The 24,187-nt window shown below is 42.5% G+C and carries 27 protein-coding genes; 1 reads left to right on the top strand and 26 read right to left on the bottom strand.

Features of this window, described 5'->3' with window-relative positions:
• Positions 1–13: 13 nt before the first annotated feature.
• The 11 genes from infB to IGJ25_RS08285 all read right to left on the bottom strand — a co-directional run bounded on the left by infB (position 14) and on the right by IGJ25_RS08285 (position 10,039).
• Positions 14–2,719: a translation initiation factor IF-2 gene (infB, locus tag IGJ25_RS08335; protein ID WP_081116848.1), complete on the bottom strand. Its 2,706-nt coding sequence runs from the start codon at positions 2,717–2,719 to the stop codon at positions 14–16.
• 12 nt (positions 2,720–2,731) lie between these two features.
• Positions 2,732–3,034: a YlxQ-related RNA-binding protein gene (locus tag IGJ25_RS08330; protein ID WP_015509584.1), complete on the bottom strand. Its 303-nt coding sequence runs from the start codon at positions 3,032–3,034 to the stop codon at positions 2,732–2,734.
• Entirely contained in the window at positions 3,027–3,323 is a 297-nt protein-coding gene (gene rnpM / locus IGJ25_RS08325; protein ID WP_005225922.1) for an RNase P modulator RnpM, read from the bottom strand. Before rnpM ends, IGJ25_RS08330 begins: the two co-directional genes overlap by 8 nt.
• A 16-nt stretch (positions 3,324–3,339) precedes the next feature.
• Positions 3,340–4,554 (bottom strand): transcription termination factor NusA, encoded by a 1,215-nt coding sequence (gene nusA, locus IGJ25_RS08320; RefSeq protein WP_060792086.1) that lies wholly within the window; start codon positions 4,552–4,554, stop codon positions 3,340–3,342.
• 21 nt (positions 4,555–4,575) lie between these two features.
• On the bottom strand, positions 4,576–5,049 hold the full coding sequence (rimP, locus tag IGJ25_RS08315; RefSeq protein ID WP_225001243.1) for a ribosome maturation factor RimP: 474 nt from the start codon (positions 5,047–5,049) through the stop codon (positions 4,576–4,578).
• A gap of 207 nt (positions 5,050–5,256) precedes the next feature.
• Positions 5,257–5,598, bottom strand: a complete 342-nt coding sequence (locus IGJ25_RS08310; protein ID WP_225001251.1) for a DUF2752 domain-containing protein — start codon at positions 5,596–5,598, stop codon at positions 5,257–5,259.
• Positions 5,595–6,029, bottom strand: coding sequence for a DUF4234 domain-containing protein (locus IGJ25_RS08305; protein ID WP_121261544.1), 435 nt, complete (start codon positions 6,027–6,029; stop codon positions 5,595–5,597). The genes IGJ25_RS08310 and IGJ25_RS08305 overlap by 4 nt, the downstream gene beginning before the upstream one ends.
• Before the next feature lie 153 nt (positions 6,030–6,182).
• Positions 6,183–8,123: a threonine--tRNA ligase gene (gene thrS / locus IGJ25_RS08300; RefSeq protein WP_081116851.1), complete on the bottom strand. Its 1,941-nt coding sequence runs from the start codon at positions 8,121–8,123 to the stop codon at positions 6,183–6,185.
• Positions 8,124–8,434: 311 nt separating this feature from the next.
• Positions 8,435–8,611, bottom strand: a complete 177-nt coding sequence (locus IGJ25_RS08295) for a 2-hydroxymuconate tautomerase (protein ID WP_005225916.1) — start codon at positions 8,609–8,611, stop codon at positions 8,435–8,437.
• An 88-nt stretch (positions 8,612–8,699) separates the two neighbouring features.
• A complete protein-coding gene (locus tag IGJ25_RS08290) occupies positions 8,700–9,197 on the bottom strand; it encodes an ASCH domain-containing protein (protein ID WP_081116852.1) in 498 nt (165 codons plus the stop codon).
• Positions 9,167–10,039, bottom strand: a complete 873-nt coding sequence (locus IGJ25_RS08285) for an aminoglycoside 6-adenylyltransferase (RefSeq protein WP_081116853.1) — start codon at positions 10,037–10,039, stop codon at positions 9,167–9,169. The genes IGJ25_RS08290 and IGJ25_RS08285 overlap by 31 nt, the downstream gene beginning before the upstream one ends.
• Before the next feature lie 140 nt (positions 10,040–10,179).
• On the opposite strand from IGJ25_RS08285, the gene helD reads away from it, so the two are divergent.
• Entirely contained in the window at positions 10,180–12,459 is a 2,280-nt protein-coding gene (helD, locus tag IGJ25_RS08280; protein ID WP_225001244.1) for an RNA polymerase recycling motor HelD, read from the top strand.
• Between the two features lie 57 nt (positions 12,460–12,516).
• On the opposite strand, the gene IGJ25_RS08275 is transcribed toward helD, so the two are convergent.
• The 15 genes from IGJ25_RS08275 to accD form a co-directional block, all read right to left on the bottom strand.
• Entirely contained in the window at positions 12,517–13,176 is a 660-nt protein-coding gene (locus tag IGJ25_RS08275; protein ID WP_005225912.1) for a hypothetical protein, read from the bottom strand.
• Between the two features lie 214 nt (positions 13,177–13,390).
• The gene (locus IGJ25_RS08270) at positions 13,391–14,113 is read right to left on the bottom strand and encodes a YebC/PmpR family DNA-binding transcriptional regulator (protein ID WP_005225911.1); all 723 of its coding nucleotides are present in this window, start codon (positions 14,111–14,113) and stop codon (positions 13,391–13,393) included.
• Positions 14,114–14,192: 79 nt separating this feature from the next.
• Positions 14,193–15,359, bottom strand: coding sequence for a nucleotidyltransferase (locus IGJ25_RS08265; protein ID WP_081116855.1), 1,167 nt, complete (start codon positions 15,357–15,359; stop codon positions 14,193–14,195).
• Positions 15,360–15,386: 27 nt separating this feature from the next.
• Positions 15,387–16,115, bottom strand: coding sequence for a class I SAM-dependent DNA methyltransferase (locus IGJ25_RS08260; protein WP_016610179.1), 729 nt, complete (start codon positions 16,113–16,115; stop codon positions 15,387–15,389).
• The gene (gene rsfS / locus IGJ25_RS08255) at positions 16,115–16,456 is read right to left on the bottom strand and encodes a ribosome silencing factor (RefSeq protein WP_034695537.1); all 342 of its coding nucleotides are present in this window, start codon (positions 16,454–16,456) and stop codon (positions 16,115–16,117) included. Before rsfS ends, IGJ25_RS08260 begins: the two co-directional genes overlap by 1 nt.
• Positions 16,457–16,467: 11 nt before the next feature.
• Complete coding sequence (gene yqeK / locus IGJ25_RS08250; RefSeq protein ID WP_225001245.1) at positions 16,468–17,067, bottom strand: bis(5'-nucleosyl)-tetraphosphatase (symmetrical) YqeK; 600 nt, start codon at positions 17,065–17,067, stop codon at positions 16,468–16,470.
• Positions 17,057–17,698: a nicotinate-nucleotide adenylyltransferase gene (locus tag IGJ25_RS08245; RefSeq protein ID WP_005225906.1), complete on the bottom strand. Its 642-nt coding sequence runs from the start codon at positions 17,696–17,698 to the stop codon at positions 17,057–17,059. Before IGJ25_RS08245 ends, yqeK begins: the two co-directional genes overlap by 11 nt.
• 12 nt (positions 17,699–17,710) lie before the next feature.
• On the bottom strand, positions 17,711–18,022 hold the full coding sequence (gene yhbY, locus IGJ25_RS08240; RefSeq protein ID WP_005225905.1) for a ribosome assembly RNA-binding protein YhbY: 312 nt from the start codon (positions 18,020–18,022) through the stop codon (positions 17,711–17,713).
• Between the two features lie 15 nt (positions 18,023–18,037).
• The gene (yqeH, locus tag IGJ25_RS08235; RefSeq protein ID WP_225001246.1) at positions 18,038–19,156 is read right to left on the bottom strand and encodes a ribosome biogenesis GTPase YqeH; all 1,119 of its coding nucleotides are present in this window, start codon (positions 19,154–19,156) and stop codon (positions 18,038–18,040) included.
• 1 nt (position 19,157) lies between these two features.
• Positions 19,158–19,682 carry a YqeG family HAD IIIA-type phosphatase gene (locus IGJ25_RS08230; protein WP_081116856.1) on the bottom strand — a complete coding sequence of 175 codons (525 nt, stop codon included), beginning with the start codon at positions 19,680–19,682 and terminating at the stop codon, positions 19,158–19,160.
• A 358-nt stretch (positions 19,683–20,040) separates the two neighbouring features.
• Positions 20,041–20,766, bottom strand: a complete 726-nt coding sequence (locus tag IGJ25_RS08225; protein WP_005225901.1) for an amino acid ABC transporter ATP-binding protein — start codon at positions 20,764–20,766, stop codon at positions 20,041–20,043.
• Positions 20,767–20,782: 16 nt separating this feature from the next.
• Positions 20,783–21,472, bottom strand: a complete 690-nt coding sequence (locus tag IGJ25_RS08220) for an amino acid ABC transporter permease (protein ID WP_438779237.1) — start codon at positions 21,470–21,472, stop codon at positions 20,783–20,785.
• A 22-nt stretch (positions 21,473–21,494) separates the two neighbouring features.
• Positions 21,495–22,340, bottom strand: coding sequence for a transporter substrate-binding domain-containing protein (locus tag IGJ25_RS08215; protein WP_005225899.1), 846 nt, complete (start codon positions 22,338–22,340; stop codon positions 21,495–21,497).
• Positions 22,341–22,530: 190 nt separating this feature from the next.
• Positions 22,531–23,316: an acetyl-CoA carboxylase carboxyl transferase subunit alpha gene (locus tag IGJ25_RS08210; RefSeq protein WP_015509573.1), complete on the bottom strand. Its 786-nt coding sequence runs from the start codon at positions 23,314–23,316 to the stop codon at positions 22,531–22,533.
• Complete coding sequence (gene accD, locus IGJ25_RS08205) at positions 23,309–24,178, bottom strand: acetyl-CoA carboxylase, carboxyltransferase subunit beta (RefSeq protein ID WP_005225897.1); 870 nt, start codon at positions 24,176–24,178, stop codon at positions 23,309–23,311. The genes IGJ25_RS08210 and accD overlap by 8 nt, the downstream gene beginning before the upstream one ends.
• Positions 24,179–24,187 lie beyond the last annotated feature (9 nt).

The raw sequence follows: 24,187 nt of genomic DNA, 5'->3' as shown, positions 1-24,187 counted from the left end.
GTTGTCATTTCGTTTATTTTGTTGGTACTTCTTCCATGACATAGCCTTCGATCACATCATCGACTTTTACGTCGTTGAATTTCTCGATCATCGCGCCACATTCAAATCCTAGCTTCACTTCTTTGACATCGTCTTTGAAGCGTTTCAAGCTGGCAAGTTTGCCTTCATAGATGACGATACCGTCACGAATCACCCGTACACCACTGTCACGGCGAATGCTGCCTTCCGTCACATAGCAACCAGCGATCGTACCAACTTTAGAAACTTTGTAGGTTTCACGAACGATCATTTGACCGGTGATTTTTTCTTCAAATTCAGGATCAAGCATCCCTTTCATCGCTGTTTCGATTTCTTCGATCGCTTTGTAGATAATGCGATGCAAACGAATATCGACTTCTTCTGCTTCCGCTTGCTGTTTGGCTTGCGGTGTAGGGCGGACGTTGAATCCGATGATGATGGCATTACTTGCTGCTGCTAGCGTTACGTCACTTTCATTAATGGCACCAACGGCTGAATGGACGATGTTTACTCGCACACCTTCAACATCGATTTTCTTCAATGACGCAGCTAACGCTTCGGCTGAACCTTGTACGTCTGCTTTGATGATGACGTTCACTTCTTTCAGTTCGCCTTCTTTTAGACTTTCAAACAAGTTATCCAATGTCACACGACTGCTTGATGCACGTTGTTCCATCAAGGCACGTTTTGCACGTTCTTCACCTGCTGCCCGAGCCGTTTTTTCATCTTCAAAGGTAACGAAACGGTCACCTGCTTGAGGGACATCGTTCAATCCTGTGATTTCGACTGGCGTTGCAGGTCCAGCTGCTTTATCACGACGACCTAAATCATTCGTCATCACGCGGACACGACCGAAAGTGTTCCCTACAACGATTGGATCACCAACATGAAGAGTTCCTTGTTGTACCAATAGTGTTGCTACAGGACCTTTGCCTTTATCAAGGCGCGCTTCAATAACGGTACCGATCGCTCGTTGGGTAGGATCAGCTTTCAAATCTTCGACTTCTGCTACTAAGAGGATCATTTCAAGCAATTCTTCAATGTTTTGCCCAAATTTCGCTGAGATTTCAACGAAGATCGTATCCCCACCCCAAGCTTCTGGGATCAACTCATGTTCACTTAATTCTTGCATCACATGTTGAGGGTTAGCACCTGGTTTATCGATTTTGTTAACTGCAACGATGATTGGCACTTTTGCTGCTTTCGCATGGTTGATCGCTTCCACCGTTTGCGGCATGACACCATCATCAGCTGCGACAACTAAAATCGTAATATCAGTGATACTTGCTCCCCGTGCACGCATACTGGTGAACGCCGCGTGTCCAGGAGTATCTAAGAAAGTGATTGGTTTGCCATTGATGTCGATTTGGTAAGCCCCAATATGCTGCGTGATTCCTCCAGCTTCACCACTTGTTACGCGTGAATGACGTAACGTATCAAGCAATGTTGTTTTCCCGTGGTCAACGTGACCCATGATGGTAACAACAGGTGGTCGTGATACTAAATTCTCTTCAATTTGTTCTTCTGCTTCGAAGAATTTATCGATGTCTGCGATATCCACTTGAACTTTTTCTTGTGGTTCGATTCCGTAATCGGTAGCAAGCAGTTCAATCGTATCTTTATCTAAAGGTTGGTTTTGATTGACCATAACCCCCATCATAAAGAGCTTCTTGATGATCTCTGCTGGTTCACGGTAGATTTTTTTCGCGATATCCGCTACGTTCATGCCTTCTGTATATTCCAATACTTCTGGCAGTTCACGGAATTTACGTGCTGGAACTGGCGGTTTCTTTTCCGTCTGCTGACGGCCTTTTTTCCCTTTTTTGTTAAATTTATTGCGATTGTTGTTGTTGAAATTGTTATTGCGTCCACCGTAATTTGACTTGCCGCGGTTTTGATTTCCTCCACGGGAATCATTCGAGCCTTGCGTACGGTTGTTGTTACGGTCTGCCCCTTGCGTATTTCCAGAAGATTGAGCGGCTGGACGGTTTTGTTGCCCTTGATTGTTCGGACGATTTTGTTGTCCTTGGTTGTTTGGACGGTTTTGCTGTCCTTGGTTATTCGGACGATTTTGTTGCCCTTGGTTGTTTGGACGGTTTTGTTGTCCTTGATTGTTTGGACGATTTTGTTGTCCTTGGTTGTTTGGGCGATTTTGTTGCCCTTGATTGTTCGGACGATTTTGTTGTCCTTGGTTGTTTGGGCGATTTTGTTGCCCTTGATTATTCGGACGGTTTTGTTGTCCTTGGTTTGTTGGGCGGTTTTGTTGCCCTTGATTGTTACGATTCTCTTGGTTATTCACTCGATTATGACTTCCTTGGTTATTTGGTCTGTTACTTCCTTGACTGTTCGTGCGCTCTACTTGTCCTTGACCAGCAGGACGGTTATTGCTTTGCGTAGTTCGCTGTTGACTTTGATTGTTATGACGGTTTTGGAAGTTAGGATTATTTCTTTGCGTTTTAAATTTCTTTTGTTCTTGTTTTTCCGGCTGGTTGGCTGGTTTCTGATTTGCGGGATTTGAGTTTGCAGATGTTTTACCATTTGGATTGCCGCCTAATGACTGCTGCAATTTCTGCGCCTCTCCATCTGAGATCGCGCCCATATGATTTTTGACATCAAAGCCTAAAGATTGTGCTTTTTCAACAACCTCTTTGCTCGATTTGTTCCATTCTTTTGCAAGTTCATAAATTCTTTTTTTCCCCATGCAATCACCTTCCTAACCTAATATTAATTCCTGCACCTTCCTTGCAAATCCTTGATCTAAGATGCCAATGACCATTCTTGGTTTCCCAATGGCCGCACTGATTTCATCAGCAGAAAATGCATCTAGGAGCGGAATTTCGTAATAAGAACTTTTGTCCTTAATTTTCTTTTGTGTATTTTTACCAGCATCACTGGCGACAATGACCAAAGCAGCTTTCTCATTGCGAATCTCTTTTAAGGTCATTTCTTCACCAGTCACTAATTTCCCAGCACGCATGGCTAGTCCTAACATATTTAATGCTTTGGTTTTATTCATTTGCAAATAACTCTTTTCGCGCTTTTTGGTGCGTTACATAGTCCAATAGTTCTTGGTAAAATTCATCTGTTAATTTCGTTTCCAGCACCCGATCCAAGATCCGCTTATCCCATGCTTTCTGGGCTTCAGCCGGTTCGATCGCTATATAAGCTCCTCGACCTGGCATTTTTCCTGTTGGATCGATGGAAACAACGCCTTCTTTTGAACGAGTGATACGAAGCATTTCTTTCTTAGGCAGCATTTCGCCTGAAATCACTGATTTTCGTAAAGGAATTTTTCGTTTTTTCATCACGATCTCACCTCAACTATTTTTCGTCAAACTCAACATTTTCATAATCATCCGCAGTCATATCTGATGAAAGGATCGCTTCATCAACTGTTTCTGCAGATTCTGTTGCTTCTGTGCTGCTTTCTTCAGCAGCTTCTGAAGCAGTTGCATCATACTCATCGATATAGTCGCCTTCATCCAGCTTCGCATAAAACTCTTCCATATCTGTTTCTGATTTGATATCGATTTTGAAGCCAGTCAATTTGGCTGCTAGACGAGCATTTTGTCCGCGTTTACCGATCGCCAATGATAATTGGTAATCAGGAACGACAACAGTACATGCTTTCGGATTATCAACGTCGAAAATAACGTCGCTGACTTCTGCTGGATTCAACGCATTGGCGATAAAGATCGCTGGATCTTCATTCCATTCCACGATGTCCATGTTTTCGCCTTTTAGTTCATTGACGATCGCTTGAACCCGTTGACCTTTAGGGCCGACACAAGTGCCGACTGGATCGACGTTGGCATCAAAGGAACGAACAGCGACTTTGGCACGATCCCCTGCTTCACGAGCAATACTTACGATCTCTACAGTACCATCATATACTTCTGGCACTTCTTGTTCAAATAATCGGCGTAGCAAATCTGGATGGCTACGGCTAACGAATACTTGAGGGCCTTTCGAAGTATTTTCAACACGAGAAACGAATACTTTGATCCGATCATGGGGTTGATAAAACTCATTTGGCATTTGGTCTTGTTTTGAAAGCACGGCTTCAATTTTGCCTAAGTTTACATAGATATAACGATTGTCTTGGCGTTCAACGATTCCTTGCAGAATGTCTTTTTCGTACGCACTAAATTCGTTATAGATAATGTTTCTTTCTGCTTCACGGACCCGTTGCAAAATGACTTGTTTTGCCGTTTGCGCCGCAATACGACCAAAGTCTTTAGGCGTTACTTCAAAACGGATTTTGTCGCCGATTTCATAAGCGGGATTGATTGTCATCGCTTCTTTTAATGAAACCTCTAGTTGCGAGTCCATGACTTCTTCTGTCACTTCTTTGACTGCATAGACGTGGATGTTGCCTTTTTTCTGATCAAATTCAACTTCCACATTTTGTGCTTGCCCGTAATGACGTTTGTACGCTGAAACCAATGCCGCTTCCAAGGCATCGATGACAATCTCTTTTGAAATGCCTTTCTCTGCTTCTAATGCATCCAATGCATTCAACATTTCTTTACTCATGATTCTTTCATTCCTCCGTGTTTAAAATTGAATGGCTAAACGAGCTTTGGCAATATTTTTCCGGTCGATCGTTCGTTCTTTTTCTCTGGTTTTGATTCGGGTCTTAATAGCTAGCTGATTTTCGTCGAATGACTGTAAAAAGCCTTCGAACTGTTTTTCTCCATCAATCGGTTGATATAAAGAAACATGAATGTACTCGCCGACTGCCCGTTGATAATCTGCTTCTTTCTTCAATGGACGCTCGGCGCCAGGGGAAGAAACTTCCAAGAAATAGGCCTGTGGAATAGGATCAGGTTCGCATTGGTCTAATTGTTCACTAAGTTGTTCACTGACAAAGGCACATTCCTCGATATCGATTCCGCCTTCTTTATCGATGAACACACGAAGAAACCAATTTTTCCCTTCCTTCACGAATTCTACTTCAACTAATTCAAATTTTTGCGCATCCAGAATAGGGGTCACTATATCTGTAACAGTTTCCACTACCGTACTCACAACATCGCCTCCTTTATTTCTCAACGAAACGAACTTCATTCCATTAAAAAGAGTGAGCGAAAAAACCGCTCACTCACTCTAAGTATCATTACATTGTAAATATAACACAATTTTCATAAAGATTCAACTACTGTCGCATGTTCCCTTCGCTTTCAGAAAAAAACAAAGCATTTTCTTAAAGATTTTTAATGCTTAGGTGAAGGGCTGTTAGTGAATCCCTTGACCAATCCGGCGTAGTAGTTGTGGGAAAATGCTCTCTGGATCAAAGTCCATTGGCGCGTCATGTGGGAAATGAAGCCAGAGCCGACCACCATAAACCACTAGTACCAAAAGTGTCAAGGTCAGCCACAGGTTGTGACTGTGGTAAAGTTTGCTGATTTTCGGATTTTTTTTGAACAAAACGATTCCGAATACGATCGGCACTAACCAAAACAAGGGATGAAAATGCAGCGCACCTTCAAGATCACCCTGAAATAAGTGCAAGTAGGCGCGCGTCATGCCACAACCTGGACAAGGAAACCCCGTTAACCATTTAAACGGACAAATCAATAATCGACCCAATCATCTGAATCAGACGAATCGTTTGATGTAGCAGATGACATCATGGCATTTTGATCAGCAGCTTCCCACATTTGGTTCATATCTCCTTGTAAAATCGCCATGTTGATAAAATCAAAACCAAAAAGGCTCAAGACGACAAAAAGGATTTTGTTGTCACTCAGACGAGGCATATTCGCTCGTTGCTGTGCACTCATAAAGATATCCGCAATTCGGTACCACCAATAAATTTGGTACAATCCGCAAGTAAGGATCGTGAGTAAGATCGATGTTTCTGGCGAAAGACGATTATCCCCGCTGTATTCTGCCAGCTCTTTGGTTGTTTGGTACATCCAAAAGAATGTATAAATGCCACAAGTAATAAATGTTAATAAAATGACCGATACAACCGATTTCTTTCTAACTCCGTAATTATAATTCATCACAAACTCCTTTTCTTTTTTTTCATTTTTGCCACTTATCAATTATACTACAATATAATCATCATAACAAAACCTATTTATTTATTTTTGTTAATTTAGACAAAAAAAGCACCATCTTAAAGAAGGTGCTTTTTCGCTTTATCCATCATAAAACTATTTGCGACTATAGTTTTTTACTTCTGCAGCCATTGCATCAACAAACAGATTCAATTCTTCGACTTGGGTCTCTTTGCTGCCGTAGCGACGGATATTGACTGTCGCGTCATTGACTTCTTGATCCCCAACAACGATTTGGTAAGGAATTTTTTGGGTTTGTGATGCGCGGATCTTATACCCCATTTTTTCGTTGCGGTCATCCACTTCTACCCGCAGTCCTTGTACCTGCAAGCGTTCTTTGATTTCGTAAGCATAGTCACTGTGAGCTTCGACTGAAACTGGAATGATCGATGCTTGGATCGGCGCCAACCAAGTTGGGAATGCGCCTTTATAGACTTCCGTTAGATAAGCCACAAAGCGTTCCATCGTTGAAACGATGCCGCGGTGGATCACCACTGGACGGTGGTTGTTTTCACCATCTTCACCAACATACGTTAGGTCAAACCGTTCAGGCAACAAGAAATCTAATTGGATCGTTGACAAGGTTTCCTCCATGCCTAAAGCTGTTTTCACTTGGACATCTAGTTTTGGTCCATAGAAAGCTGCTTCGCCTTCTGCTTCAAAATAATCCAATTCTAATTCATCCATAGCGGCTTTTAGCATCGTTTGCGCATTTTCCCACATTGCATCGTCATCAAAATATTTGTCTTTGTTTTGTGGATCACGATAACTTAGACGGAAACGATAATCGGTGATATTAAAGTCTTCATAAACACCGATCATTAAATCAAGTGTCCGTTTGAATTCTTCTTTGATTTGATCCGGACGGACGAATGTATGCCCATCGTTTAAAGTCATTTCCCGAACCCGTTGCAATCCAGATAATGCCCCTGATTTTTCATAGCGGTGCATCATCCCTAATTCAGCGATCCGAATCGGTAGCTCACGATACGAATGAATGTCATTTTTATAAACCATCATATGATGCGGACAGTTCATTGGTCGCAATACTAACATTTCCCCATCCCCCATATCCATTGGCGGGAACATGTCTTCATGGTAATGATCCCAGTGCCCTGAGGTTTTGTATAGATCCACGTTTGCCATGATTGGTGTATACACATGTTGGTACCCTAAGCTGATTTCTTTGTCCACGATATACCGTTCGATCGTACGACGGATCGTAGCTCCTTTTGGCAGCCAGAAAGGCAAACCAGCGCCGACTTCAGGTGATAACATGAACAATTCTAATTCTTTTCCTAATTTGCGATGATCGCGTTCTTTTGCTTCTTCCCGTAAACGGATAAATTCCTTCAAGTCTTTTTTATCGAAAAAGGCTGTTCCGTATACCCGTTGCATCATCTGGTTGTCAGAGCTTCCACGCCAGTAAGCACCTGCCACTGATAACAATTTGTACACTTGGATACGACCAGTTGATGGGACGTGAGGACCGCGGCAAAGATCGACAAATTCACCTTGCTGATAGGCAGTAATCGTTTCATCATCTGGTAATTCAGTGATCAACTCTACTTTGTATGGATCTTCGGCAAAAAGAGCTAACGCTTCTTCTTTTGTTAACACGCGGCGTTCGATTGGCAGATTTTCTTTGATGATCTTCATCATCTCTGCTTCGATTGCTGGTAGATCTTCTGCAGTTATTGGGTTTTCCCCATTGTCTGTGTCATAGTAAAAACCAGAATCAATTGCAGGTCCTACCCCAAAATGGATCGATGGATAGAGTCTGCGCATAGCTTGAGCCATTAAATGAGCTGTCGAATGACGAAGTAAGCCTAAGGCGTCTTCATGATCGGGTGTCACGATCTCAATCGTTGCATCTTCTTCGATCGGACGTGAAAGATCGATCAGTTGTCCATTGACTTTTCCAGCTAAGGCTTTCTTTGCAAGACTTTTCGAGATACTTTCAGCAATCTCTTTGGTTGTTACCCCAACAGCAAATTCTTTTTTTGCGCCATCAGGAAATGTAATAAATAATGACATATGAATGTCCTCCTTTGATGATTTCAATCAATAAAAAAAGTCCTAGTATCGGTTACGATACTAGGACGATCACTCGTGGTTCCACCTATTCTTCAAAAACAGAAAAAGTCTGTTTTCCTCTTCATGAGATAACGGTTCAACCGCCTCCGTTTCAACAGAGGTCTTAAAAAAGTGGTCATCCTTTGGTTTTCTTCTAGGAAATTTTCAGCCAAGATTTCCCTCTCTTATCGAAGACTCTCAAATTCAGGTGTCTTTTTTATTGATCGATTATGGCTCAATTAAACCACTCTCTTGATAAAAAAGCAAGAGAATTATTTCCAATCGCCATTCACAGCATAGGTTCCTTGCTTCATTTCATTGATGATAACATGGATATGCTCTTTAGGGGCGCCTGTATTTTTATGGACCGCCTCAGTGATTTCTTTCATCATATTCGTCAGTTGCTCTTGCGAACGTCCTTCAACTAGTTCGACATGGATAAATGGCATACGACTTCCTCCTTTGTTTGCTTTTGATTATACACCTTTTTCAAAAAGACAAAAACTATTACCTTGGTTTCCAAAGAAAACCATGACTTTATTCTTCCTGATAAACGACACAAAACTTTTCGCAAACACACAGCATTTGATCGTGAAAAGACAACCCCGCTGAGGCATAAGCTCGTCGAAAAAAAGCTTCATGAACACGGCGCCAATAAGCCAAAGTGCGATCTCCTTCCCCTTCTAAAAAGGCAAAGTCTGCTGTCACCTCATCAAAAGGCACGATCGACACTGACTCTAAGTAAAGAACAGCTTTTGGTACATCCGACCCATTTAAAAGGACACTATAGGTTCCTGATTGCGGCAATGCTTCTTGCTCGATTTCATAGAGCGCAGCGGCAGATGTCGTTGCCGTCTTTTTGCCAGCTAAAACCAGTGCTGCCAGTTCATCGGCCATTTGTGGTGTATCACCAAAGGACCAAGCATCTTCATAGGTCAAAGGAGATTGATTTCTTGGATTTGCTTTTAAAAACCGCTGCCAAAACGCCTGAATCTGACAGTCTTTTATTTTTGATTCTCTGGTTTCATCTGCCAATTTTTTTCACTCCAATACTTCGTATATGTTTGGACATTCTCAGCTTCTTGCCAATCATAGGCCAGCCCTAATTTCTCGCTGATGTTCTTTGCTTGGCCATCAAAACGTTTTTGCATCTTCAAGAGGGACTGACCGCAGGCAGTGATCGTGGAAAAATCAAGCAATGAGGTCAATTCCCGCCACTCCTTTTCCGTTAGAAACGACTGTAGGTATTTATGATTTTTCCCTGTACTCACCTGAAATTGCTGAGCTTGGGCAACGAACAAATCTTCAATCCATAACAATTCTTGCCAACAAATAGTGTATAAATGATCCGCAGCATAAATCAGCTGCTTTCGAAGCAGCCCTTTCACGACATACGTGCTTACCCACCAAAATTCGTTGCAGTGTTCCTGAAAAGCGGCTTGGGTCGGGCGCTTGATCCAGTAATGCGAATGATTTGCTTGATTAGCAAAACTTAGTATTTGGTCTGGATCAAGCAGCGGATGCAAGCCTGGTTCGTTAGCCAGACGATCGACCAGTGCAAGAGGACATAGCATGAGATCGATTCTTACTCCGTCTAAAAAATGCATCAAGTACGTAAAACACCCGCCCAAACTTGACGGATAGATGGTGCTAGCTTCCGGTGTTTGCCTGATCATGATCGGTCCAAAGGCTTCTAACCATGAAGGATCATCGACCAAGGGCTGAATATCATCCATTACGTAAACCACATCAAAGTCTTGCAAAAAATCTTTTGGCGCCTGTGGATCGGTCCGTGAACCAGATAAACCGATGGCACGTGCCCCAACACGTTGCCCCACAGACAGGATCAATTGGTGCAATTCTGCTTCTTCCCTCACCGTCTCCACCTCTTTTTCGTTTCGTTTTTGAACACCTAAGCTCTTTTTATAAATATTAGCATAGTTTCTTTTTTTCCACGACATTCGCAGGGAAAATATGCTATAATTTTATGTCGCAATTTTTTTAAGGAGGATCCTTCGTGAACGAACGTCAAAAAGAACAACAACATGTCAATGAAACCATTGCTCTGATCCACAGAGAACAAGCGATCCTTTCGCAGCAAAAACAAGAGTTAGCCGCTAAAATGGATGATCAATTAAAAGAAATCGCCGATAAGAAAATTCGCGGGGGCGACAGTGAAGCCTTTTATGAATCAGTTATCGAGTACCAGCAGCATGAACAAGAATTGCTGATAAAATACCAAACCGCAGAATCACAAGAAAAACGCGTCAAAACCTTAACAACGATGGCGGGCAATCCGTATTTTGCTCGAATCGATTTCAAAGAAGAACAAGAAACCGAGACCCTCTATTTGGGGATCGCTTCATTGCGAGACAAAGATGAAGAAACGATCGTCATTGACTGGCGCGCACCGATCGCCAATCTTTATTATGAAGGAGAGCTTGGTGAAACCTTCTACGAAACAGACACTGATCGGTTTACGGTAGAATTGCTTTTGAAACGCCAATTTAAAATTCAAAATGGTGAAATCTTGTCGATGGTCGATACTTCGGAGATCATCAATGACGAATTTTTGTTGGAAATATTGGATGAAGCCTCTTCTTCTCAAATGCGTAACATCGTTTCGACGATCCAAAAAGCACAGAATCAAATCATTCGTGATACCACCAATAAATTCTTACTGATCGAAGGGATTGCTGGAAGTGGGAAAACCTCTGCTTTGTTGCAACGGGTCGCCTTTTTACTTTATCGGAATCGCAAATGGTTGGACGAAAAACAAGTCTTGCTGTTTTCACCCAATCATTTGTTTTCTGACTATATTTCCATGGTCCTGCCTTCTTTAGGTGAAAGTGAAGTGCCCACAAGAACCTTCCACCACTTTATCCAATTGATTCTGACTGGCTATGAAGTGACGAAAGAAACCCAACAAGAAGAAACCTTTTTAAGCGGCGACGATGATGCCATTGAAAAAATCAAAAGTAGTCTTTTCTTGGTGGAAAAAATCAACCGTTATGTCCGTTCGATTGCACCAATCGGTCCCTTGTTCCGTGATCTAAAAATCCAAGGGCAAACCTATTTGACAAAAGAACAGATTCGCCGCTGGTATCAAGAAACCAATAACGAACTGCCGATTTACCAAAGAACCCAACTGCTTCAAACGAAATTATTAAAAAAAATCGGCGGCTTGGAAAAAGATGAAGCCAAAAAAGACTGGGTCAAAGAAGCGACCGAAGAACAATTGCAACAAGTATTTGCCAATGATCCTCATCAAGAATACAGCGAAGAAAACGAACGCCGTTTGCGGAAGAAACTTAGACAGCAGATCGTCCGCAAGAAGTTCCGTTCCTTGACGCGGGGAGTGAAAAACTTTCAGTTTATCAACCAAGCCAAGCAATACTTACACTTTTTACAATCGGTTGAGTCTGCTGCAGTCAAAGAAACTGGCATCGAGGCTGCGACTTGGCAGCAAAGTATTGCCGATATTCGACAAGTCATGCGCCAAAGACAGATCAAACAAGAAGACGCCGTTTTGTTTTTCTTACTGATCAAACAGCTTTATCCTGTTCATGTCGAAGAAAAAGCTCGGTTTATCTTTATCGATGAAATGCAGGATTTTCCACCAGCACAAGTGGCCCTACTGCGTCAGCTTTATCCAAAGGCTGGCATCACCCTATGCGGCGATTTGAATCAAAAAGTTTATGGCAATGAAACGATCGTCGGGACATTAGCAGAATTATTCCCCCGCGAAAGTGTGAAACGTTATCAATTGAAAACCAGCTATCGTTCGACTAAGGAAATCACAGATTTCGCCAATCAATTTTTAGTTGGCAGTGATCAAGTGGAATTGACGGCTCGTAAAGGGGCGGTACCAACAATTGTTAAAGGAACTGCAACTGAAAATCTGGCTTTCCTAGAAACCAGTATTCGTGACGCCGCTGAGAATCAGCGTTGGCGCACCGCGATCATTTGTAAAACCGCAAAGGATTGCCAGCAGTTATATGCCCAGCTGGCAGAAACAATGCAGGAACAAGTGCAGCTGATCACCTCTGAAGAAGACTTCATGAAACGCAATGTGATGATCTTCCCGGCCTTTTTAGCAAAAGGGCTAGAGTTTGACCAAGTATTTGTCTGGACACCAGGTGCCACTTTCGTGACTGAACAAGACCAATTGATTTTTTATACAATGGCGACACGGGCGATGCATCAGTTGACCGTCCTCACCCAAGAGGAATTGCCGCTGCTAGCAAAAGCTGATCCTACCACTTATCAGTTCCAAGAAGCATCAACGATCGGATAACAAAAAACATCACTTTCGGCGAGTTCCCAAAGGAAACAAGCCGATCGTGATGTTTTTTTAGCCTTTTAACTCGCCAATAAATAAACGGGTTTCTGGATAGCGCATCCCTACGATGGTTAAAATCATTTGCAGCTCAGAAACGTGTTCGGGATCTTCTGGAACAAATAATTTTGTATGTCGTCCAATGCTGCCGTTATCGATCAAGCGATGGGTACGATTCCACTCACTAAATTCTTCAATCGTCGTAAAGCGACTAAGAGGAAAGCCAGCGCCATCTAGAATTTCTGTCAATCGAAAAAGTACATAGGAACTGTCGATGACAAATTCTTTTCTATGAGGCAAAGCACGCGTTCGTTTATAATCAATAATTGCTTTTTCTGGTCGGTGCTCTAAAAGCCAATCCAACAGCAAGAAGAACCCTTCCATTCGATACTCATCGATAAAGAGCCGTTCAGAGTATTCCGACATGCGAAAGACTAATGGAATCAAGAATCGCTCTTTATAAATTAATAAGGGTGCGCGATCAACGACGACATTTAAATAACGATTCAAATAAGAAGAACCACGATAATCACCTAGACGATACCCTTCTACCCCATACTTTTGATATTTCCGACAAAGAGCCGAGCAGTCAGAAATCGATACAGACACTTCTGCTAGCTTTTCAAAACCACTTAAGATTCGATTAAATGGCTCTAAAACGATTTTTTCTTCCATGTCTGCCCCCTAACGATTTGTTTGCTTATGTAGTAAATCATAACACATAAAATGTATAGAAACCAACTGAAAAGATGATCAACACAGAAGAATTTTCAGTAAATGAGCAACGCTACCGCTTCATTATTTCTCTTGCATAAGCGACAAAGCCTCTACATAAAAAAACATACTAAAAAAATGGCAGCCAGATTGTCTCTAGGCTGCCAAGTGACACTTATTCTTCCGCGTCTGCCACATTGTGATAGACGTTTTGTACGTCTTCAAGATCTTCTAACACATCGATCATTTTTTCGAATTTTTCTAGATCGTCACCCGTCAAGGTTACTTCATTTTGAGGAATCATTTGCATTTCTGCAATTGAGAATTCAGTGATTCCTTTTTCTTTCAAGGCTTCTTGAATGGCATGGAAGTCACTTGGTTCACCGTGAACGATGATTTGTCCATCTTCTTCAACGACATCACGAACATCGATCTCTTTGTCCATCAAGTATTCTAAGATTTCATCCGCATCGTCACCAGCAAAGCCAAAGAGTGCCGTGTTATCAAACATATAAGCAACGGCCCCTGAAACACCCATATTCCCGCCGTTTTTACCAAAAGCGGCCCGAACATCGGCTGCGGTACGGTTGACGTTATTTGTCAACGTATCGACGATCACCATTGATCCATTTGGTCCAAATCCTTCGTATCGAAGTTCTGAGTATTGTTCATCGCCAGAACCTTTGGCTTTTTCAATCGCACGGTCAATAATGTGTTTTGGCACATTGTAGGTTTTCGCACGTTCGATAACAAAGCGTAATTTTTGGTTCGCGTGAGGATCAGGATCACCCGATTTTGCTGCTGCGTAGATTTCGATTCCAAATTTTGCATAAACTCGGCTATTGTTTGCATCTTTAGCAGTTTTTTTCGCTACGATATTTGCCCATTTACGACCCATGATTTCACTTCGCTTTCTTGTTTTTAAAAATCCTTATTCATTATACTTGTCAAATGGCGTTCTGTGAAGTAATTTTAACTTATTTATCAATAAAAAGCGGAATTTTTCGAAAATTTTGTTCTGTGATTTGAGGATTCCCTTGCTGATAGATCTGGTCGATCCGCAATGACAAGCCATAGCGCTGTGCTTCTTGCTTACCAAATTTAGCGATCAGCGGCAGGGTCAGCTCTTTTTTGACCTCTTTTAAATAGTGCTGCCCTTGCTTCGTATACCCTAAGACTCGAATAAAGGAATGTTCTTGAGCTTCCTTCATTTCAGCTTTTGTCACTTGGAACAATACATAACAAGCAAGACGCTGCAGCCGCGTTTGGGTATAACGTTTCGTCTTTAACAACTTGATAAAATCTGCAAAAGAATCCGCCGCCGTCACATATTGTTTTAGTCGATATTCTAATCCTTCTTCCATCTGGTAAATAGCAGCTAATTTTTCGATTGGGGCAGAAATGATCTGGTATTGAAGATACGGCCAAAAGGCTTCCCAGTCGACTGTTGCTTGTGAAAGAAAGTTTTGTGTGGCTTCAGGAACAAAATCCACAACAGCTGCACCTTGTTTGATTGCTTGGCGAATGGCTGTTGCACTGGCGATCGTGGGATGATCGAATTGTTCTGAATGATAAGACGCCGCAACGCGTTGGATGGGGACCAAACGCATTGGTTTTTCATAATGCAGCACTTCCCGTGCATACGCCATACCCAACAGATGATTGGGCTGGTCTTTTTCTTCATGGTACTCAGGATATAGCTCACTGAGGACCGCACTCATTTTTTGACTATAGGTAGCATTTTGCCTAGCTAAGCGTTGAAATGCGTCATCGATCATTAGTTGATTTTCTTTTTCAAAGTGAGCAAACTTGGCATAGTCGAAGGGGTGTTTCGTATCTGTGCCAAAGCATAACAACTCACATTGCAGATCCTGCAGAATCCTAATCGCTCCCGATGCAAAAAAATCAGCAGAGTGGACGGCCCAAGCGGGTGGCAATTCGACGATCAAGTCTACCCCATGTTGTAGTGCTGCTTGAGCTCGCTGCCATTTATCGATGATTGCTGGTTCGCCACGCTGTAAAAAATTTCCACTCATCACCGCAACGACGACATCAGCATTCGTTACTTGCCGTGCTTTTTCCACATGGTATTGGTGTCCATGGTGAAAAGGATTGTATTCTACGACTAGTCCGCAAGCCTTCATCGACATCCCTCCTGTTTTACATAACGGTTACTTATGGCAGACAAAAAACCAGCGACGGCTTTTTTCATTTGGTTTCGTATCGATAAAATCAGCATAGCATTCAACATTAGCAAAACCAGCATTTTCTAACATTCTTAAATAGCTTTCAAGAGGATAGGTTCTTTCTTGATGAAGCTCATCTAAGCGTTCAAACAACCCATTCTCTTGTGCAACAAAAAAGGTCAAGAAGTGTTCAATGCTATGGTCTTTTTCGCCTTGATAGCTTTCCCAAAGAAAGGCAAATTCATCGGTTTGGTAATGATAGCTATAATCAGGAAAGACTTCATCGATTTGATATAAGGAATGTACATCAAATAAAAAGACGCCATCTTCTTCTAAACAACTGTAAACACCATCAAACACTTGCTGCACACTCTGCTCGTCTTCCATGTAGCAAAGGGAGTCAGAATAGCAGGTAATTGCTTGATAGGTGCCAACATCTACGAGATCCAGCATGTCACCCGCAACAAATTGCACAGCCGCCTCTTCTTTTTCAGCCCGTTGACTAGCGATCATCAGCATCTCTTCTGAAAGATCTAACCCAGTCACATCAAAACCAGCCTTGGCAAACTCAACGGCTAACGCACCAGTTCCACAAGCCAATTCTAACAGCTGTTTTCTTTTTCCTAAATGACGACAAGAAAAATCCAGCCACTTTTTATAGAGACTGGAATCCATTACTTCGTCATAGACAAATGCGAAGGTTTCGTAAGCCATTACGCCACGACCCATTCATTAAGATCCACAAGCGGCGCATCAGACCATAATTTTTCTAGGTTGTAAAAAGCACGTTCTGAGGCACTGAATACGTGAACGATCACGTCACCTAAGTCGATCAAGACCCATTTTCCACCATCTTTTCCTTCGACACGGCGAACAGATACTTGATTTTCTTCTTCTTTATCGATGACTTCATCAATGATCGCATTGATTTGACGTTCGCTATTTCCTGAACAGATCACAAAGTAATCTGCTAGCAAAGAGATTTCCCGCACATCTAATGCCATAATATCTTCGGCATGTTTTGAATCGGCGGCTTTTACAGCAATTTCTAATATTTTCTGACTATCTATGGTAATTCCCTCCTATATTTGGCTACCCAAAAATTGTAGGTTTCGATCGTTTTTGGGTAGATAACTGCTTCTGTTTCGATCAAATGAAGCAAGGTATGTTTCGTTTCGTAAGCAACAGCGGCATCTAAGTCAATCATTGCGATCTCTCTGGCTTCAACGACTCCAGGAAACGTACGTCCGGGTTCGATATAATCTGCCACATAGATGATTTTATCTAACAGGCTCATCTTAGCAGCTCCGGTGGTGTGCAAACGGATCGCTTGTAAGATTTCTTCGTCATCGATTTCTAATTCTCGTTGAACGAAATCAGCACCGACGAGTCCATGCCAGATAGCATTGTTCCAGTTCAAGAGATCCAAGTCGAATCCGTCTCTACGAATGACTAATTGAAATTCTTCATCGCTGCGTTCCTTCGCATAATCATGCGTCAAGGCGGCGATGCTGGCTTTGACCGGTGAAGCACCATATTTTTCCGCAAGGGCAACGGCCGTTTTTTCGACACCTAACACATGCTCAAAGCGCTTTTGACTCATCTGCATTTGGACCTTTTGCATCAAAAGTTCCCGTTCTGCTTGTGTGTAGTATTCACTCTTCATCCAAGTACAACCCCTTTTCTTGAATATAGTGTAACACATTATCTGGCAATAAGTAGCGAACCGAACAACCTTGTTGCACTTTTTTACGAATTGTTGTTGAGCTGACATCCATTAGCGGGATATCGATCCAAATAATCGGGTATGGGCTATCGATCGGCACTTCTGGACGACGAACCCCCACAAAAGTCACCAATTCCATCAGCTCATCGATTTGATGCCATTTTGGTAAATAGTTCACCATATCCCCGCCAATGATAAAATAATAATTGGTATCTGGATTCTTAGCTGTCAATTCCCGCATCGTATCAACCGTATAACTCTTGCCTTTTCGTTCCAACTCAATGGTCTCTACAGCAAATCGCGGATTATCGGCGATCGCCAACTCCAACATCGCCAAGCGGTGCTCAGCTGGGATCGTCTTTTTCTCATCAACATGAGGCGGTAAATACTCAGGCATGAAATAAACTTTATCCAGCCCTAATGCTTGCCCTACTTGCTCACCCATGACCAGATGTGCGTAGTGTACTGGATTAAAATTCCCACCAAGAATGCCCACTTGCTTTTTCGGTACAAGTTCTTGTGTTTGTGTCTCTAAAACCGTTTGTACCTTTCCAAATGTTTGTCCTTGCATGCCTTCTCCCTCCTAAATTGAACGAACTTTGCTTGAAATCGTTTGGTATTTTTCTTTGCTTGACGGTTTGAATAAAACGATCACTCGTCCGATGATCTGTACCACTTCACAGCCGACTTTCTCACGGATCGTTTCAGCTGCTTCGTCAGCAACCTCATCGGTATTTTGGAGCAATGAGACTTTGATCAATTCTCGTTTTTCTAGCGCTTCTTCAATTTGCGCCATCATCGCGTCATTCAAGCCGCCTTTGCCGATTTGAAAAATCGGGTTTAAATGGTGCGCTTCACTTCGTAAAAATCTTTTTTGTTTTCCTCGTAAGTCCATATTCTTCCTTCTTCCTTATACTAATGCTTTACGTCTAAGCACATCGACACCCTTTGGCGCCCACCCAGCGATGACACACGGTTTGGTGATCGTGATCCAGCCAAGTCCAGCAAAAACGATATCGGTTTTTTCTTTGATTGAAAATTCGAAACGGACGAGTTCAGGAAAATCCGCCACTTCATCTGCTCGCGGCGGCTGCAGCAGCCCACCAACATGTTTCTCATAAAACTCATCGGCTTTCGTTAATTTGGTCCGATGGATCGCCACATCATTTGCTACATAAGCAATAAATGAACTGCGTTCTCCTTGAATGAAATCAAATCGGGCAAGTCCTCCTAAGAACAAAGTTTGTTCTGGATTCAACTGATACACCTTTGGTTTGATCTCTTTGGCTGGTGCCACGATTTTTAGATCTTTTTTACCTAAATAATGCGCCATTTGATGACGATGAATGATTCCTGGTGTGTCGATCAAGAAGTGTCCGTCATCCAAGGGAATCTCGATTTTATCCAATGTGGTTCCTGGGAAACGCGAAGTCGTGATCAATTCGTTGATCCCCGTTGTTTGTTTGATGATTTGATTGATCAATGTTGATTTTCCAACATTCGTCACACCCACCACATAGACATCGCGTCCTTCACGATACGTTTCGATCGCTTGCAGTAAAGCTTCCGTTTCACCTGGCTTCTTGGCACTCGTCAATAATACATCCACTGGTCTTAAACCAGCTTCATGAGCACGTTCCTTCATCCATTGGGTCATCTTCGATTTTTTCAAAGATTTTGGCAAAATATCCACCTTGTTGCCCACTAATAAAACAGGATTATTGCCGACGAAGCGGTGCAGTCCTGGGATCAATGAACCATTAAAATCGAAAATATCAACGACATTAACGATCAAAGCTTCTTTTTCCCCGATTTCATTCAGTAGACGCAGAAAATCATCGTCGGTAAGGGAAACATCTTGGATCTCATTGTAATGGCGCAAACGGAAACAGCGTTGACAATAGACTTCTCCTGATTCAAGTCCTTTTTCTAATGCGGATTGCGGGGTGTAGCCCAATTCATTGGGGTTCGTTGTCTGAATCACTGCCCCGCAGCCGATACAGTGAATTTCTTCGATTCCTTCTGTCATATTAAATTCCTCCACGCCATTTTAACTCTGGGTTATGCTTCAATAAATAGTTCATGATTTTTCTTTCTGTGGCTCGATTAAATTGGGTTTTCCAAGAATCCGTTGGGATCACTGGTTTCACTAAAATACTGCGAACACCGGCACGATTGGCACCTCGTACATCCGTCATGATTTGATCGCCGATCATCACGACCTCTTCTTTTTTCAAGCCTAATTGTTGATAGCCTTGTTTGATCCCTCTTGAAAAGGGTTTTAATGCGCGGTGTACGTACTTTAAACCAAAGGGCGCAACTGCCCGTGCCACTCGTTCACTATTGTTGTTGGAAACGACAACTACCGGTATCCCAGCATTTTTCATTTCCAGTAGCCAGTTTTTTAGTTCTTCGGTTCCGTCAGGATTGTTCCAAGCAATCAAGGTATTATCAAGATCGGTCAAAATCCCTTTGATCCCCTGTGCCTTTAGTTGGCTAGGGGTGATTTTATAAATCGCATCGACCATCCAAGTCGGTTTATAATTTGAAAACATAAAATCTCCTTTGCTGCATGATTTCTTCACGTATTAAAAATCGGCGACTAGTCATCGATCCAAATTGTCGATCTTAAAAAGAAACAGTCCGATCTGCCTACAATCACGCAGATGGTTTCTATCAAGATCAGACCTCTTCAACCTGTAATTATACAATAGAATCTTTTTGAATACTAGCAAGTGCGCCAGTTTCTGCAGGTTTCTTGTAAAAGAACTGAAAAAGGAACCTGCCAAGACAACCGTTTGTCCTATCACTTCTTTAAAGTAGTCTTTTTTCCGTCAAAAAAGCATCCTTTTACTGAAAGGATGCTTAGGAAAGGTCCAAATTTATCACTAACAACTGCGAACTTCTCGCAGTTTACAATACTTTACTCAAAAAATCAATGGTTCGTGGATTTTTCGGATGATCAAAGATCTGTTCTGGCGTTCCTTCCTCCATAATGATTCCCTGATCCATAAATAAAATCCGATCCGCGACTTCTTTCGCAAAGCCCATTTCATGAGTGACGATGACCATCGTCATTCCTTGCTGAGCCAAACGCTGCATGACGGACAATACTTCGCCAACCATTTCTGGGTCTAACGCTGAAGTCGGTTCATCAAAGAGCATCACGTCTGGTTCCATCGCCAAGGCACGTGCGATAGCGATTCGTTGCATTTGTCCACCAGAAAGACTTTGAGGATAGGCTTTTGCTTTGTCTGGTAAGCCAACATCATTTAGTAGTTGTTTTGCCAACTGATCAGCCGCCGATTTTGCTACCTTCTTGACTTTCGTCGGGGACAAAGTAATGTTTTCTAAAACCGTCATATTCGGAAAAAGATTAAAATTTTGAAATACCATACCCATTTTTTCACGCATCTTATACAAATCATTCTTTGGATCGGTAATATCGGTTCCTTCAAAAAAGATTTTTCCGCTTGTCGGTACTTCTAATAGGTTCAAACAGCGTAAAAACGTGCTTTTTCCTGACCCAGATGGCCCAATCACCACTACGACTTCTCCTTGATCGATCGTCGTTGTGATCCCTTTTAGCACTTGATTGCTGCCAAAGGTTTTGTGTAAATCTTGAATATCTAACATCATAGCTTGTCTTCTCCTTTTAACGACGATAGCCTTTGCCTAGTTTCTTTTCCCATAAACTCAATAGTCGCGAAGTCGTAAACGTCAAGATGAAGTAAATGACCGCCGCCACATAGAAAGGCGTTAATGGTTGGAAAGAACTGGTGACAACGATCTGCGCACTGTTCATCAGCTCGTAGATGCCGATCGTTGAAAGCAAAGAGGAATCCTTAATCAAAACGATAAATTCATTGCCTAGTGGCGGCAAAATGTTGCGTAGTGCTTGTGGCAATACGACATAACGCATCGTTTGAAAAGGCCGCAACCCTAAAGAACCAGCCGCTTCTGTTTGACCGTAATCAACGGCATTGATTCCCCCTCGGACGATCTCAGCAACATATGCCCCAGAATTAAGCGAGAGCGCAATGATCCCAGGAAATAGCCGCCCAAAATCAAGACTCAACACGCCGATCGAGACCGTCGGCAAGGCAAACATTCCTTGCAAAAGACCAAAAGCGATCAATATCTGCACCAGCATCGGTGTGCCGCGGATGACTTCAATATACGCATTAGCAAACCAGCTCAAAGGCGTCACTTTTGATAATTTCATTAGGGCGAAAATCACCCCTAGAATCGTTCCAAAGATCACGGTGATGATAGAGATCACGATGGTGATCACCACACCAGAAAGAAAATAAGGGTAATATATCGCTAAAAAGGATAAATCCATAATTGTGTCTACTCCGTTCTATCTATTGCGCCGCATTTTCGTTGGCTAGATCTGTGTTCTTTTGTACATACTCATCAATTGTACCATCTTCAATCAATTCTTTCAAAATACTGTTTAGTTCTTCTTGTAATTCGGTACTCCCTTTAGGTAAAGCAATTGCATAAGAATCGCCTTCAGATGCTTCTAATGCTACATCAGTGATCACGAGGTCATCATTTTGTGCAACATACGATTCAGCAACCGCACTTTCAAGGACCAAACCGTCGATCGAGCCTTGTTTCAATTCATTGACTAGATTCGGAACTTTGGCGATGGAAACCAATTGCGAATCAGCTAATTGATCTTGAACGATCATTTCTTGGATCGAGCCTTTTTGAGCGCCTACTTTTTTGCCAGACAAGCTTTCGATTGAATCAAATGCCGATTCATTGTTTTTATTAACAACTAATTTTTGTTCTGGTGTAAAATAGTTATCGGTGAAATCAAAAGTCTGTTTACGTTCGTCAGTTGCTGAGATGCCTGAAACAGCGATATCGGCTTTCCCTTGTTGCAAAGCAGTCAAAACAGCATTGAAATCAAGGTCCAAAATATTCACTTCGACACCAAGACGATCAGCGATCTCATTGACCATATCGATATCTGCGCCCACGATCGTATCTTTGCCATCGATCAAGGCATGAAATTCAAACGGGGCAAAGTCAGCAGAAGTTGCCACATTTAACACACCAGCTGCTTTAATGGCTTCCAATTGATTATCCGCCGAACCGCTGGCACTAGAACTTCCAGTACTCGATGAGCCGCCATTCCCACAAGCTCCTAAAACCAAAATCCCCGTCAATACAACAAGTGCTCCAAATAATTTTTTCATTAAAAACGCTCCTCTTCAAAACAAATATTTATGCAATATAATCTTCTTATATTCAGAATATATACATAATAGCACAGAATAATTAAATTTTAAACTAAAAACTTCGCCATTTGTACGATTTATTCAATAACACTTTTAATAAAAAAATACTAGGATACCCATCCTCTAATCAGAGTGGATATCCTAGTTTTTAAAATCGGCGAAAACGTTGATACCTTGCCTCAAGCAATTCATCTGTTTGCAAGGTAGAAAGTTCGGCAAGTTTCTTTGAAATTGCCGCTTTCATCTGTTCCATCAATTGCTCTTTCGGTAAAAAGGCCTCTTCATGGGTTTCAGCAATCACTTTTTCAATAACACCGAGTTCATATAGTTCTTGAGCTGTGATCTTCATCAAGCCAGCAGCTTCTTTGGCACGGCTGCCATCTTTCCATAGGATCGAAGCAAAGCCTTCGGGAGATAAAATGGCATAGATCGAATGTTCCATCATCCAAACCTCATCGCCTAATGCCAGTGCTAAGGCACCGCCGCTGCCGCCTTCACCAATGATGATTGCCAAGATCGGCACCGTTAAATCGGACATTTCCATCAAGTTACGGGCAATCGCTTCGCCTTCTCCGCGCTCTTCCGCGCCAATACCGCAAAACGCCCCTGCTGTATTGATCAATGTGACCACAGGTCGCTGAAATTTTTCTGCTTGCTTCATTAAGCGTAACGCTTTGCGATAGCCTTCAGGATGTGGCGAGCCAAAGTTTCTGCGTAAATTTTCAGGCAGATTACGGCCTTTTTGAATACCGATCACGGTCACGGGCTTGCCATCTAAACAAGCAATCCCGCCAACAACGGCTTCATCTTCGCCAAACAGACGGTCTCCATGAAACTCTTCAAACTCAGAAAAAATGCCGTCAAAGTAATCCAGTGCCGTCAAACGGTCTTTGCTGCGAGCGAGTTCAACGATTTCGTGGGCTGCTCTAGTCATTGCGATCCCATCCTTTCCGCGTATGCAAAGAAATCAAATGGTGGATTTTCTCCCGCAAGTTCGTCCGTGGAACGATTTGATCGACAAAGCCATGATCTAACAGAAACTCTGCCTTTTGAAAGTCTTCAGGTAGTTCCTGACGAATGGTTTGTTCAATCACACGTCGTCCAGCAAAACCGATCAAGGCTTGCGGTTCTGCCAGGATGATATCCCCTTCCATCGCAAAACTAGCGGTGACGCCACCGGTTGTCGGGTCCGTTAAAACCGTTAGATAAAACAAGCCAGCTTTACTGTGGCGTTTTACCGCCGCAGAGATTTTTGCCATTTGCATCAGTGACAAAATTCCTTCTTGCATCCGCGCACCACCTGAAGCGGTAAAAAGAACAACTGGTAGCTGTTTTTCGATCGCACGTTCAAACAAACGGGTGATCTTCTCCCCCACGACCGTTCCCATACTGCCCATGATGAAATTCGCATCCATGATCCCGATCGCTAACGGCAATCCTTGAACTTTTGCTTCTCCTGTGAGGACAGCCTCATGCAACCCAGTTTTTTCTTGCATTTGTGCGACTTTATCCAAATATCCAGGAAAATCAAGAGGATCTTTTGTGGTTACATCTGTGTCCCATTCTTCAAAACTTTTCTCATCAATCGTGATAGCGATCCGTTCCCAGGCACTGATTCGGAAATTATACCCGCAGTGAGGACAGACTTTCTCTGCCCCCATCTCCTTCGTATAAAGCGTTCGTTTGCAACTAGGACATTTCGCCCAAAGATTATCTGGTACGACTGGTTCGTTCGTTGGCAGCTGACCTCGATTAGGATTGATGCGAATGTAGTTTTTCTTCTTAAATAAAGCCACTCATCTTCC

Origin of the sequence: Enterococcus sp. DIV0240d, assembly GCF_051711245.1 — a bacterium.
Taxonomy (GTDB): domain Bacteria; phylum Bacillota; class Bacilli; order Lactobacillales; family Enterococcaceae; genus Enterococcus_D; species Enterococcus_D casseliflavus.
Note: the sequence above shows the minus strand (reverse complement) of the source record. Positions and strands in the feature narration are given on the sequence as shown.

Excerpts from the sequence above, each read along its gene's own strand:
- IGJ25_RS08330 (WP_015509584.1), bottom strand. The coding sequence starts at position 3,034 with ATGAATAAAACCAAAGCATTAAATATGTTAGGACTAGCCATGCGTGCT.
- IGJ25_RS08305 (WP_121261544.1), bottom strand. The coding sequence starts at position 6,029 with ATGAATTATAATTACGGAGTTAGAAAGAAATCGGTTGTATCGGTCATT.
- yhbY (WP_005225905.1), bottom strand. The coding sequence starts at position 18,022 with ATGGACTTACGAGGAAAACAAAAAAGATTTTTACGAAGTGAAGCGCAC.
- IGJ25_RS08265 (WP_081116855.1), bottom strand. The coding sequence starts at position 15,359 with ATGAAGGCTTGCGGACTAGTCGTAGAATACAATCCTTTTCACCATGGA.
- nusA (WP_060792086.1), bottom strand. The coding sequence starts at position 4,554 with ATGAGTAAAGAAATGTTGAATGCATTGGATGCATTAGAAGCAGAGAAA.
- IGJ25_RS08230 (WP_081116856.1), bottom strand. The coding sequence starts at position 19,682 with ATGTTTTCAAATTATAAACCGACTTGGATGGTCGATGCGATTTATAAA.
- IGJ25_RS08295 (WP_005225916.1), bottom strand. The coding sequence starts at position 8,611 with ATGCCATTTATCCATGTCGAACTAGTTGAAGGACGTTCGCAAGAGCAA.
- IGJ25_RS08210 (WP_015509573.1), bottom strand. The coding sequence starts at position 23,316 with ATGACTAGAGCAGCCCACGAAATCGTTGAACTCGCTCGCAGCAAAGAC.
- IGJ25_RS08260 (WP_016610179.1), bottom strand. The coding sequence starts at position 16,115 with ATGGCTTACGAAACCTTCGCATTTGTCTATGACGAAGTAATGGATTCC.
- IGJ25_RS08245 (WP_005225906.1), bottom strand. The coding sequence starts at position 17,698 with ATGCAAGGACAAACATTTGGAAAGGTACAAACGGTTTTAGAGACACAA.
- rnpM (WP_005225922.1), bottom strand. The coding sequence starts at position 3,323 with ATGAAAAAACGAAAAATTCCTTTACGAAAATCAGTGATTTCAGGCGAA.
- yqeK (WP_225001245.1), bottom strand. The coding sequence starts at position 17,067 with ATGAAGAGTGAATACTACACACAAGCAGAACGGGAACTTTTGATGCAA.
- infB (WP_081116848.1), bottom strand. The coding sequence starts at position 2,719 with ATGGGGAAAAAAAGAATTTATGAACTTGCAAAAGAATGGAACAAATCG.
- thrS (WP_081116851.1), bottom strand. The coding sequence starts at position 8,123 with ATGTCATTATTTATTACATTTCCTGATGGCGCAAAAAAAGAATTTGCT.
- IGJ25_RS08225 (WP_005225901.1), bottom strand. The coding sequence starts at position 20,766 with ATGATGTTAGATATTCAAGATTTACACAAAACCTTTGGCAGCAATCAA.
- IGJ25_RS08220 (WP_438779237.1), bottom strand. The coding sequence starts at position 21,472 with ATGGATTTATCCTTTTTAGCGATATATTACCCTTATTTTCTTTCTGGT.
- IGJ25_RS08275 (WP_005225912.1), bottom strand. The coding sequence starts at position 13,176 with ATGGAAGAAAAAATCGTTTTAGAGCCATTTAATCGAATCTTAAGTGGT.
- yqeH (WP_225001246.1), bottom strand. The coding sequence starts at position 19,156 with ATGACAGAAGGAATCGAAGAAATTCACTGTATCGGCTGCGGGGCAGTG.
- IGJ25_RS08270 (WP_005225911.1), bottom strand. The coding sequence starts at position 14,113 with ATGGGTCGTAAATGGGCAAATATCGTAGCGAAAAAAACTGCTAAAGAT.
- IGJ25_RS08215 (WP_005225899.1), bottom strand. The coding sequence starts at position 22,340 with ATGAAAAAATTATTTGGAGCACTTGTTGTATTGACGGGGATTTTGGTT.